The organism is Flavobacterium crassostreae (genome assembly GCF_001831475.1).
Taxonomy (GTDB): domain Bacteria; phylum Bacteroidota; class Bacteroidia; order Flavobacteriales; family Flavobacteriaceae; genus Flavobacterium; species Flavobacterium crassostreae.
Genome location: NZ_CP017688.1, coordinates 284,900 through 296,993 on the forward strand (window position 1 = coordinate 284,900; position 12,094 = coordinate 296,993).

Below are 12,094 nucleotides of genomic sequence, written 5' to 3' on the forward strand. Positions count from 1 at the left end.
ACTATTATGTTTCATTAAAGCAAGACTAATTTTTCTATTTTTTCGGCCTTTTTATTAGTCAGACTAGATTTTACGGTAAGTCGGTAAACATACACGCCTTTACCCATTTTATTACCAAAATCATCCCGACCATCCCAAGTAATTTCTTTAGATAAAAACCCTTGCGTGGTTATTATTTGATTTTTTGTCCAAACTACTTTTCCGGTTATGGTCATAACTTGTATTTGCACGTTTAAGGGTTCGTATGGCCTGTTGTGGGTAAACCAAAACTCGGTGTAATTTACAAACGGATTGGGATAATTCAATACGTGTGTTAAGGAAATGGTATCTTCGCCAACTACTACAAATTGAATTTCTACAACAACAGGATTGTTATAAACATCCCACGCTTTGAAGGACAATGTATGCAATCCTGGAGCTAAATCACGCAGCGGAAAACGCAAACTCCCTTTGGTATAATCATCTAAATTGGTCTGATAATAATCATTTAAGATATAGGGATTACTTACATCTCCATCTAAAACAGCTACTATATCATGCCCTATACCACTTGCGGTATTGATCCCATTTTCATCTTCAAGATATGCCACTATAAACGGCGAACTGTTGGTGACACCACCCGATACAAATGTTTCGTCGTTCATATATAACTTTACTTTGGGATTATTATTGTCTTGTGGTGCATTTTCATTTACACCACCTATTTTTATACTTAGATCAAATCCTGCAGTATCTTGTAATGTTTCTTGTTTTTTGGCATAAAAACTTATTTTTCCGGTATCCACAGGTATTTTTATATCTCTTGGCACAACAAGTCCAAATTCAAAAGAGCCATTCTTTACAGAAGCATTTCCTCTAAAGATGGTTTCCCCCAATGTTTTAAATTCTATCGGCGTGGTGGTACCATCATTATTCAAGGTGGTTCTTTTTATTATTTTATCAAAAATAGTGGCAGATAATACGCCGTTGTAATTGTTTAGCAAAATACCGTTTTGATCCGTTACCTCACCTGTTATTTTAATTTTGGCCAACGATTTAAAAATTTCTGTAGGTTGGTCCACAGGAACATCATTTACTTTAGTAAGCCTGATTTTTGGTTTTGCTATGGCTAATTTTAATGCTGGATCCCCAATGTAAAAAACCACGTTAGTGGAAGAATTAGGAGTGCTGTTTTTGGCAATTCGTAATGTTTCGGCAATACTATACTCTGTGGCATCGTTATAACCAAATAATTTTTCAGTTAGCACGTCATTAAAATTCTCGGCATTGTACTGCCCTATTGAGCGCACTGTTGTAATCATGGCTATCGCTCCTCCTTTAGGATTCCAATAGGTATATTCTCCTGCGGTAGGACGCAATGGGTTATCAAATCTAGAAAACTCACAAGTAATGGTCACAAATAACGGATACTTGTACTGGTTGTTTAGGGTTTGTCCGTCTGATTTTTCCCATATCCGTTCGGAGGCCAAACCATCTTCTCCTCCGTGTCCTAAATAATTAAACACCAAGGCGCCTTTTTCAAAAGCGTCAAACAAGTCTTTTCTTGCTTTAGGATACCGAAAACCTCCCGCAGAAGCTTCTTGCGTATACGCATCCAAAAATATTTTATCTACATTAAAAAATGGTTTTTTGGAGGTTATCAAATCTGCTAACGTATTTTGTCTGGTTTGCAAATTAGAATCTGTTGTGTTATCGGAATCATCCGAAATTATCACCAAATTGTTTCGCCAATTGCCATACGACTCTTTTTGATGGTACTCAATGACTTTGTTCACCATTGCTTCGGCTTGCGCAACACTACTAACCAACATTCTACCTACAGCAATATCAATACCACCAAAATTATTGATTATATTTCCTTCGGAGGCATCCATCAGTCCATAAAAGTCATCCGAAGCAAAGGAGTTTTCTCCAGAAGAATTACTGTTTAAAGCATGGTAAATAGGGACTATATTGTTATTATTTAGTATTCGGTCTTTGTAATCATAGGAGGCATCTCCAAAAAGATTTACATATTTTATTTTTTTACCTAATGAAGAACCATTGTCATAAATGTATTTTATACAATTCCGGATTGCCGCAATATCTTGTTTTCCAGAAGAAAATTCTTGATAAATATTCTCCAAAGCCAATACCTTTACATTTAGATTACTATTTTTTCTATGAAAGTCTGCTAATTTTTCGGCAGGACTAACCAATGCTGCAGGAGTAACAATCAGATAGTCAATATCCTCAAAACTCCCTTGTTGGTTTTTAAAAATAGTTCCTTTTATATTTTGATTTACTACACGAGATCTACCATCTTTCATGGGGGTATAAAAATCCGAATTATCAAGGGCAATGTATTTTTTGACGGCGCCTAGGTTTGCCTTAAAAGAAAAAACATCTTGATTTAAATTAATCACTTTTTGCACATTATAGATGTCGGTCACATCCCAGACCTGAGAAATTTGACGCGCATTACCGATGGTATATTGTGCGGTTTCTAAAGAGCCTCTTGCTAAATCGTACTGAAACTGAAATTGTTTTCCAACACCTTGAAGCTTTCTTCTGGCTACCAATTGTATATAATCCAAATATCCTTTAGAACCTGGAACACCATTGTTGTTGTACTTGATCTTAACTTTGGTGGTTTCGGCCCCTAAAAAAGAGGTGTTATTTGGCAAAGAACGACTATAGAAAACCGTTTGCGAGCCATAAATTAGAGGCGGAAAAGGAAAGCCCCCTAAATCCGTTCCATTGGCACTGATCTGAAAATCTGTAAAAGTATATGCCGCCGAGGCCACAACCAGCTTTATCTTTACTGGAATTGTTGGATCCAAATTAGGAAAATTAAAACTAAACTCTTGCTCTTTATTAATATCAAAAGCCGCACCAAACCATTGCCTACCTAAATGGCCGATATTGGTTTTGTCTTCTTCATAAAACTGGTAATCATCAAAAGAAGTAATCTCTAAAGTACTTGCCTCTGTAGGCAAGACCATCTCTGCAATGCGCTTGCCTGGATCCCCAGAAGTAGTTACATAATAGTAAGACCTGTTGCTATACAAATTAATACTCGTTTGACTCTCTTCATTCCAAGTATCTACTCCTTCTGCATAAAATAAAATATAGTCTTCGGCATCAAAAACACCGTCTGCTTCTCCAACAACCTGAATGGCATTTTCTGCCAAATCATTAGGATACGAAATCCCATTAGTGAGCGGCAACATCCTGCCTCCGTTACCAAAAATTTTAATTCTTTTGGGATCGGTAGCATTCAAATCCATCCCTAATCCTTGCAAAAAACTTTTAGAGATTTTATAAACACCCGATTTTTCAACATAAAAACGGTACCAATCCTGGTTAGCAAGAACGGAATTACGAATACCACTTTGGGATCTATCCGTAAAATTATTGGACTTGCTATACGCTGGATTATTAGAAATTACAGAATAGGTAAAAGAAGTAATTCTTTGAAAGCTACCCTCTCTTTTGATAATAGGACTAATTGACAAAAAAGAGTGCGACTGACCTCTTGAAGTAGTATTGGATACGATAGGCAATACCTCTGAAGGCAAATTGGCAACAGACAAATCTCCTAATGCACTAGCAGGCAACGACTCATACACCACGTTAGTAAGCACTACACCGTTGGTCGTTAAGGGATAAGAACTAATCAGATTGGTAGTAAAAAAAACTTTTTTTTGATCCGAATCATAGTAATATGCTTTCCCTGAAAAATACGGAACAGTAAAACTCGAAGCACCAGAAGGGGTCTTGTTGTTTTCTAACCAGTTAATCTGCACGTGTATCGGGGACTGAGCCTGCGAAATAAAACAAATGAGTAAGGTAAAAAGTAGCAGTAATTTTCTCATTGTTATTTCTTTAAAGTGGTTGTTTTACACTAAATGTATGCAAAAATAAATTAATTAGTATAAAACTAAATAATAAATTGTATAATTTTGCGTTTGAAATATAGAATTCACCCTTGAATTTTCGAAGCAGTAAAATTATTTAAATTGGTATTGCCTATTAATTGTTAATTATTATATTGCAACACCAAATCATTACCTTTAAAATATTATGAAAGTAAACAAATTTATGACCTTAAGATTAATGTTATCCACGATAATGGTCTTAGGTTTTGCTAGTTGTAGCAAAAAATCTAGTTCAAGCAACACCTCAAGAGCTACAGGTTGGAATGTAAATGGCAAAAAAACTTCTGGTAAACAAGAGGCTGGTCCGGGTCTAGTTTTTGTAGAAGGAGGAACTTTTACAATGGGTAAAGTACAAGATGACGTAATGCACGACTGGAACAATACTCCAACACAGCAACACGTACAGTCTTTTTATATGGACGAAACCGAAGTAACCAACTTTATGTATCTAGAATACCTAGATTGGCTAAAAAGTGTTTTTCCTCCAAGCGAAGAAAGCTACAAGCATATTTATGAAGGAGCCTCTCCAGATACTTTAGTATGGAGAAATAGATTAGGATATAACGAAACAATGACCAATAACTACTTAAGACATCCTGCATACGCAAACTACCCAGTTGTAGGCGTAAACTGGATTCAAGCAGTAGAGTTTAGCAAATGGAGAACAGACCGTGTTAACGAGGCAATATTAGAGAAAAAAGGCTATTTGAAAAAAGACGCTAAAAGCAATGATGTAACTGCAGAAAGCTCTTTCAGCACTGAGACTTATTTAATCTCTCCAACTTCTACCTACGGAGGAAACGAAGAACTTGTTTTAAAGAAAACCGACAAAAGAAAAAAACCAAAAACAAGCAAAGACGGCGCAGTTGAAGAAGAAAAAAACGTGTACGCACAACGTTCTTCTGGCGTAGTATTGCCAGAATACAGACTTCCAACAGAAGCAGAATGGGAATATGCAGCAGCTGCAGATGTAGGTCAAAGAGAATACAATATTTATAAAGGACAAAAGAAATATCCTTGGTCCGGAAGCTACACTCGTTCTGGAAAAAGACAATCAAAAGGAGACCAACTAGCCAACTTCAAACAAGGTAATGGAGATTATGGAGGTATTGCAGGATGGTCTGATGATGGTGCCGATATTACTAATGAAGTAAAAAAATATCCAGCAAATGACTTTGGTTTATACGACATGGCTGGTAACGTTGCAGAATGGGTTGCGGATGTTTACAGACCAATTGTAGATAATGAAGCAAATGACTTTAACTACTTTAGAGGAAACCGCTATTCTAAAAACAAAATGGGTAAAGATGGTAAAGTAGAGATTGTTACTCTAGAGACCATGAAAAAAGACACCCTAAGTAATGGTAAAGTAATTGTAAGATCTTTCCCTGGTCAAATAGCACAAGTTCCTGTTGACGAAAACGAAACCTATTTAAGACAAAACTTTGACAAAAGCGACAACATCAACTACAGAGATGGAGACAAACAATCTTCTAAATACTATGATTTTGGAATGTCTGAATCTAACAATGATGACGAAAGCGCTACCAAAAAAATGTACAACTCTCCTAAACACAATGTTACTACAGATAGTTTAGGATTGATGGTTCGAAAATATGATAAATCTAGCAAAAGGACTACACTTATCAATGACGACGTTAGGGTTTACAAAGGAGGATCCTGGAGAGACAGAGCCTATTGGTTAGATCCAGCACAAAGAAGATACCTTCCGCAAGATATGGCTACAGATTACATCGGATTTAGATGTGCCATGTCAAGAGTTGGACCAAAATCTGACAAAAAAAGATCCCCACGAAATTAAAACAATAGAATAACCCCTATTTAACAACAGCCCTTTGATTAGGGCTGTTGTTATTTTAACCCTTTTTTGATGGATACAAATCACATTCATGAGTTATTTTTAAAATGCAAATCCGTTTCCATAGACACCCGGAAAATTGAAGTCAATTCCTTATTTATAGCTATAAAAGGAATTCATTTTGACGCCAATACTTTTGCAGAAGAAGCACTAAATAAAGGTGCAAAATACGTACTAATTGATAATAAAGACTATTACATTGATGCGCGTACAATTTTAGTAAAAGACAGCCTAATAGCGCTGCAAGAATTAGCCAAATACCATAGAGACTACCTAAAACTCCCCATCATAGCCTTAACAGGAAGTAACGGAAAAACCACCACAAAAGAACTTTTATACACTGTGCTTTCAAAAAAATTTCGGACTGTAGCAACACTCGGAAATCTAAACAACCATATTGGAGTTCCCCTAACACTACTATCTTTCAACTCAGAGACCGAAATCGGCATTGTTGAAATGGGCGCTAACCATAAAAAAGAAATTGCCTTTTTATGCGAATTAGCTACTCCAGATTATGGCTACATTACTAATTTTGGCAAGGCACATTTAGAAGGCTTTGGTGGCGAAGCAGGTGTAATTGAAGGTAAAAGCGAAATGTATAGCTATTTAGCTAAGAATAAAAAAATGGTTTTTTTAAATCTAGACGATCCCATTCAGGTTGAGAAAACAAAGTCCATCCAAAGTTACTGCTTTGGAACCAACAATACTACCGCCGATATAAACCTACTAGAGATTCACGCTGCTCCTTTTGTAACAATCAAATATAGCAACCATACCATAAAAACACAATTAATCGGCCTCTACAACGCCTATAATATTGCCGCAGCAATAAGTATAGGTACTTACTTTAAAATAACAGCAACGAGCATTCAGGAAGCTCTAGAAACATACACACCCAACAATAACCGGTCCCAGCTAATCCCTAAAGGCAGCAATCAAATTATACTAGATGCCTACAACGCTAACCCTAGCAGCATGGTAGTGGCAGTGGCAAATTTCTTACAACTAGACACTACAAATAAGTTTCTAATTTTAGGTGATATGTTTGAACTCGGGACCCAAAGCAAAGAAGAACACCAAGCCTTAGTAGACTCTCTTTTAGGCAACACGGAAGTTACGTGTTTTTTTATAGGCGAAGCTTTTTACGATTGTAAAACCAACGTACCACATTTTGTATTTTACAAATCTTTTGAGGATTTTAAAAGCTACCTAAAGAAAGGCAAAATCACCAACGCTAATCTATTGATCAAAGGATCTAGAGGCATGGCATTAGAACGAACTTTAGAATACCTGAATTAAAGCAATCTGAATTAAAATGAAAAAGCCATCAAAATTTAATTTTGATGGCTTTTTCATTTTTAAAATATTTTTTAAAAAAAACTCCAAAATAAATTTTGGAGTTTTGATTTTGTGGGCGATGAGGGGTTCGAACCCCCGACCCCCTCGGTGTAAACGAGGTGCTCTGAACCAGCTGAGCTAATCGCCCTAATGCAACTTAGTTGTTTTCATTTCCTTATTGCGAGTGCAAATATAAGACTGTTTTTTGAATATACAAGCATAAAACTAAAAAATTTTATAAAATTTCTGCAACCACAAAAGTACTCCCTCCTATATATATAAAATCTTCTTTATCCGCCCTAGCATTTGCCGCAGCATAAGCATTTGCAACAGAATCATATACACCTCCAAACAAGCCATATCTACGTGCTTTTTGAGATAAAACTACTGCTTCTAAGCCACGCGGATTATTTGGTTTAGAAAAATAATAAATTGCATCCGTTGGAAGTATCGGAAGTATTTCATCTAAATTTTTGTCCTGAACCACACCAAAAACAACATGTAGTTGTTTAAAGTTTTCTTTCTGAACTTGATTAAAAACAAGTTCTAGGCCATTTTTATTATGTGCTGTATCTGCAATTACTTTTGGCTGGGATTGAAGTTGCTGCCACCTCCCTTGCAAAGAGGTATTTTGAACCACTTTTAAGAGTCCTTTTTTTATAGAAGTATCGGATACAACAAATTTATTTTGCTGGTTTATAATTGCAAGAGTTTGCAAAACTGTTTTTATGTTATTAACCTGATAATCTCCTAATAAATCCGATGGCAATGTTTGAGCAATGGTATCTGCCGCAAAATAGATTGCTGCTTGTTTTTCTTGTGCTACCGATTGAAAAACTTTTTTAGTCTCCAGAGTGTACTCTCCAATTACCACTGCTGTGTTGGGCTTTATAATACCTGCTTTTTCTTGCGCAATTACAGCCAAGGTATTTCCTAAAAACTGGGTATGATCCAAGCCAATATTCGTAATTACAGAAACTAATGGAGTTATCGTGTTTGTGGCATCTAGTCTACCTCCCATACCAACTTCTATTATGGCAATATCTACTGCTTCTTTCAAAAAATAATCCAAAGCTAGACCAACGCTCATTTCAAAAAAACTAAGATCATTGGCTTCAAAAAAACGTTGGTTTTCATGGATAAAACTACATACAAAATCCTCAGAAATAACCTTTCCATTTATTCGTATTCGTTCTCTAAAATCTTTTAAATGTGGAGAGGTATAAAGTCCCACCTTATAGCCTGCCTCTTGCAGTACAGAAGCCAACATGTGCGAGGTGGATCCTTTACCATTGGTGCCTGCCACATGAATAAATGGCATGGCTTTGTCTGGATTTTTTAAGTGGTCCATCCACAAATACGTGTTGGATAAATCTTTTTTATAAGCCGAAGCTCCCTGAAGCTGATACATAGGAAGTTGCTGGAACATCCAATTTATAGTTTCTTGGTAATTCATTTGGTACTAATTAAATTATAGAATAAAGCATGGAGCTATACGTTTAGAAAAAAACTTATTCTCCTAACTTAAAGTTTACGGTAATAAACCCAATCTGGTTTTCTGGAGCATTTACATCGGCTTGCCACTTATATTTTCGGGCTGTAGCCAATGCTGGTTCTACCAAACAAGGGTTGGTATTGGTGGTTCCTTTGGTATATTTTGCTCCTATTACATTTCCGCTACGGTTTACGGTAATCTGAACCACTACGGTCCCAAATTCATTGCATTTTTGCATTTCTTTTCCTCGGGAGCTAATCGTTCTTCCGTTTAGTCCCCAACCATTTCCGGTTCCGGAACCGGATCCTGAGCCATAATAGCTATTCGCGTATGGATTGCCATTTAAACTCCCTTTGTCCCCTGGCGCAGTATCATTTCCTTCGCCTCCAGCTGCTTTTCCGTCAGATTTTGGGCCATTGATCAAACTAGATAAGGCATCCGAAGTACTCTTGGACGGCTTTGGACTTTCTTTGGACTTGGGTTTTTCTTCTTCTTTGGCAGTTTCTTTGGTGGGTTTTGCTTTTTTAACCTCTTTCATAACTACAGCATCTTGGGTGTTTTGAGAAAGCACCTCATCTTCACTGGATGCGGCTTGTTTTGCAGCCGTTGGTTGTGGAGCAGACGCTATGGCTTCAGTGGGTTGTTTGTCTCCAGAACCAAATTCTGTGGTTCCAAAATTGATGGCAATTCCGTTTTCGGGTGGTGGATCTAAAGAGGTTAATCCTAAATAAAAAAACAAAATAAACAGAATCACAAAAAGCACGGATGTGATGGCAAAGGATTTTTTCTCTTCTTTTGTTTCTAAATATTTCATGAAATAGTACTTCTTTTGGATTACAACTCTAGCTTACTTGGGTCTGACTGCTAGAACTACTTTAATTTGATTTCTGTTTGCTATATCTAACACCTGTACTGCTTTCTCAATTGGAACCCCTTCTTCTGCTCTTAAAATTATAGCTTTGGTACTATCTGAACCAAATATGGCAAGCAATTTTGACTCTAAATCTGCTTCAGCAATAGGTTCTTTGTCTATAAAAAATTCTAACTTTTTAGTTATACTTACCGCTATATTTTTATTGCTATTGGTTTTTCCTTTTGCTTTAGGCAATACTAAATCCAGGGCATTGGTGGTTACCATAGTAGATGTTAGCATAAAGAAAATTAGCAACAAAAAAACAATATCGGTCATAGAAGACATATTGAATTCTGGACTAACTTTATTTCTTCCTCGTAAATTCATGTTAAAATAGGTTGGTTGTTTTTAGAATAGTAAATCGGGAGGCATAACCTGGCATTAAACCAGATGTCTCTTAGGCAGGATCATTCAGTAAGTCTAAAAAATCTACTGCATTGGCTTCCATCTGATGTACAATTTTATCGGTCTTAACAACTAAATGGTTGTATCCTACATAGGCAATAATCCCTACTACTAATCCTACCACAGTAGTGGTCATTGCGGTATAAATTCCTTCCGAGAGTGCTCCTACTTCTATTTGACCACCGCCGCTTGCCATTTTATGAAAAGCCTGGATCATCCCTACTACCGTCCCTAAGAAACCAGTCATTGGACCTGCTCCAGAAATAGTAGCCAACATACTGACATTCTTTTCTAACTTATAAATCTCTAGCTTGCCTGCGTTTTCTATGGCAGTATTTATATCGTCCAAGGGCTTGCCTATTCTGGATATTCCTTTTTCGATCAATCTCCCTACGGGAGATTTGGAGTGCGCACAAAGCATCTTGGCATTGTCAATACGCCCGTTTCTAATGTTTTCTCTTATTTGACTCATAAAAGTACTATCTATCTTGGAGGCAGCATTAATAGCCATCAATCTTTCAAAATAGAGATAAAGTGCCACAAAGAACATGATAAACAAAGCAGACATAATAAGCTGACCTGCTAATCCCCCACTGGTTAATAATTCTATAATAGACAACGTTTTTTCAACGGGTACTGCCTCTGCTAAACTTTCTTTTGCTACAGACAAAGTGTCTGCTTGTAACATTAAACTCATACAATTATTATTTAGTAATGAAACGCTAATATATTATAAAAATTGCTTCTTTTTTTATCTATAAAAAAAGAAACGGCTAACTTGTGCCACTCTTTAATAATCCAACAACAACAGCGGTAGTACTAAGATTAGTGTTGCTATAAAAAAAGCTGGATATATTTAAAAACACATCCAACTCTTATGGCTGCTTTAAAACAAATCGTTTAATTAAATCAGTTGTTTTAAAGCTATCTCGAACGCAGTGGCGCTAATTTTAGTTTTGCTCGAACTTGCCGCATGGGCTTTGATTAATGCGTTTTGGATGGTTTGTGAGGCATCCGCAAAAATGGCTTCGTCTGTCATTAATACTTTCTTCTCCATAAAATAAGCAAATACCCTTGCCATCCCACAATTGGAAATAAAATCCGGAATAAGGCTCACTTTGTTATCTACATCTTCCATGATGGATCCAAAGAAAATTTCTTTGTCTGCAAAAGGAACATTAGCACCACAAGATATTACTTCGAGCCCGTTACTTATAAGGCTGTTAATTTGTTCTTGTTGCACTAGTCTAGAGGCAGCACATGGTGCAAATATCTCTGCTCCTATGGTCCAAATCTGGCGGTTAATTGCATCAAAAGACAACAATTCTGGAGCAACTAATTGGTTGCCATTTTTGGCTAAGAACAATTGTTTTATGGCTTCAAATGAAAAACCGTCTTTATTAATTAGACCTCCTTCTCGGTCAATAATTCCTACAATCTTGACGCCCATATCGGCTAGATAAAATGCCGCGGCAGATCCAACGTTTCCAAATCCTTGCACAATGGCTTTTTTTCCTTTTATCTCTCCGCCATAAATAGTGTAATAATGCTGTACTGCCTTGGCTACACCATAACCTGTTATCATGTCTGCAATGGTATATTTGTGAGCAACATCTGGAGAAAATTGTGGATTCTCAATTACCTTAACCACTCCTTGCCTTAATTGGCCAATTCTATTGATCTTGTCTGCCTCAGTGGGTCTAAAATGACCGTTAAAAACACCCTCTTGCGGATGCCAAACTCCACATTGCTCGGTCATGGGGATTACTTCATGTATTTCGTCTACATTTAAATCACCACCGGTACCATAATAACTTTTTAGTAAAGGCGAAACCGCTTTATACCAACGCTGTAATACGGCTTTTTTTCGGGGGTCATTTGGATCAAAATTTATTCCAGATTTGGCCCCACCAATTGCAGGTCCGGATACCGTAAATTTCACTTCCATGGTTTTGGCCAAAGAGAGTACCTCGTTTTTATCCAAGCCTTTTCTCATTCGTGTACCGCCACCAGCAGCCCCACCTCTTAAGGAGTTAATCACCACCCAACCTTCGGCTTCTGATTCAGAATCGTTCCAGTGAAAAACAATCTCAGGTTGTTTATTCTCAAATTTATTTAGTAACTCTTTCATTATCTTAGGTTAT

The 12,094-nt window shown here is 36.8% G+C and carries 8 protein-coding genes and 1 tRNA gene; 2 read left to right on the top strand and 7 right to left on the bottom strand.

The features are described 5' to 3' along the window. Window positions 1–14 precede the first annotated feature (14 nt). On the bottom strand, window positions 15–3,857 hold the full coding sequence (gene porU, locus LB076_RS01300; RefSeq protein WP_066335935.1) for a type IX secretion system sortase PorU: 3,843 nt from the start codon (window positions 3,855–3,857) through the stop codon (window positions 15–17). Between the two features lie 208 nt (window positions 3,858–4,065). Here porU and gldJ point away from each other — a divergent pair, with 208 nt between their 5' ends. Then, window positions 4,066–5,742, top strand: a complete 1,677-nt coding sequence (gene gldJ, locus LB076_RS01305; protein ID WP_066335933.1) for a gliding motility lipoprotein GldJ — start codon at window positions 4,066–4,068, stop codon at window positions 5,740–5,742. A 69-nt stretch (window positions 5,743–5,811) separates the two neighbouring features. Further along, a complete protein-coding gene (locus LB076_RS01310; RefSeq protein WP_066335931.1) occupies window positions 5,812–7,098 on the top strand; it encodes a UDP-N-acetylmuramoyl-tripeptide--D-alanyl-D-alanine ligase in 1,287 nt (428 codons plus the stop codon). 112 nt (window positions 7,099–7,210) lie between these two features. Here LB076_RS01310 and LB076_RS01315 read toward each other — a convergent pair. From LB076_RS01315 to LB076_RS01340, 6 genes are all read right to left on the bottom strand, one after another. Continuing rightward, a tRNA-Val gene (locus tag LB076_RS01315) sits at window positions 7,211–7,285 on the bottom strand. An 87-nt stretch (window positions 7,286–7,372) separates the two neighbouring features. Then, on the bottom strand, window positions 7,373–8,593 hold the full coding sequence (locus LB076_RS01320; RefSeq protein ID WP_066335930.1) for a bifunctional folylpolyglutamate synthase/dihydrofolate synthase: 1,221 nt from the start codon (window positions 8,591–8,593) through the stop codon (window positions 7,373–7,375). Window positions 8,594–8,648: 55 nt separating this feature from the next. Then, a complete protein-coding gene (locus LB076_RS01325; RefSeq protein WP_066335929.1) occupies window positions 8,649–9,446 on the bottom strand; it encodes an energy transducer TonB in 798 nt (265 codons plus the stop codon). Between the two features lie 33 nt (window positions 9,447–9,479). Continuing rightward, entirely contained in the window at window positions 9,480–9,872 is a 393-nt protein-coding gene (locus tag LB076_RS01330) for an ExbD/TolR family protein (RefSeq protein ID WP_066335922.1), read from the bottom strand. 70 nt (window positions 9,873–9,942) lie between these two features. Next, entirely contained in the window at window positions 9,943–10,647 is a 705-nt protein-coding gene (locus tag LB076_RS01335) for a MotA/TolQ/ExbB proton channel family protein (protein ID WP_066335918.1), read from the bottom strand. A gap of 207 nt (window positions 10,648–10,854) precedes the next feature. Next, complete coding sequence (locus LB076_RS01340; protein ID WP_066335915.1) at window positions 10,855–12,081, bottom strand: Glu/Leu/Phe/Val dehydrogenase dimerization domain-containing protein; 1,227 nt, start codon at window positions 12,079–12,081, stop codon at window positions 10,855–10,857. Between the last annotated feature and the right edge of the window lie 13 nt (window positions 12,082–12,094).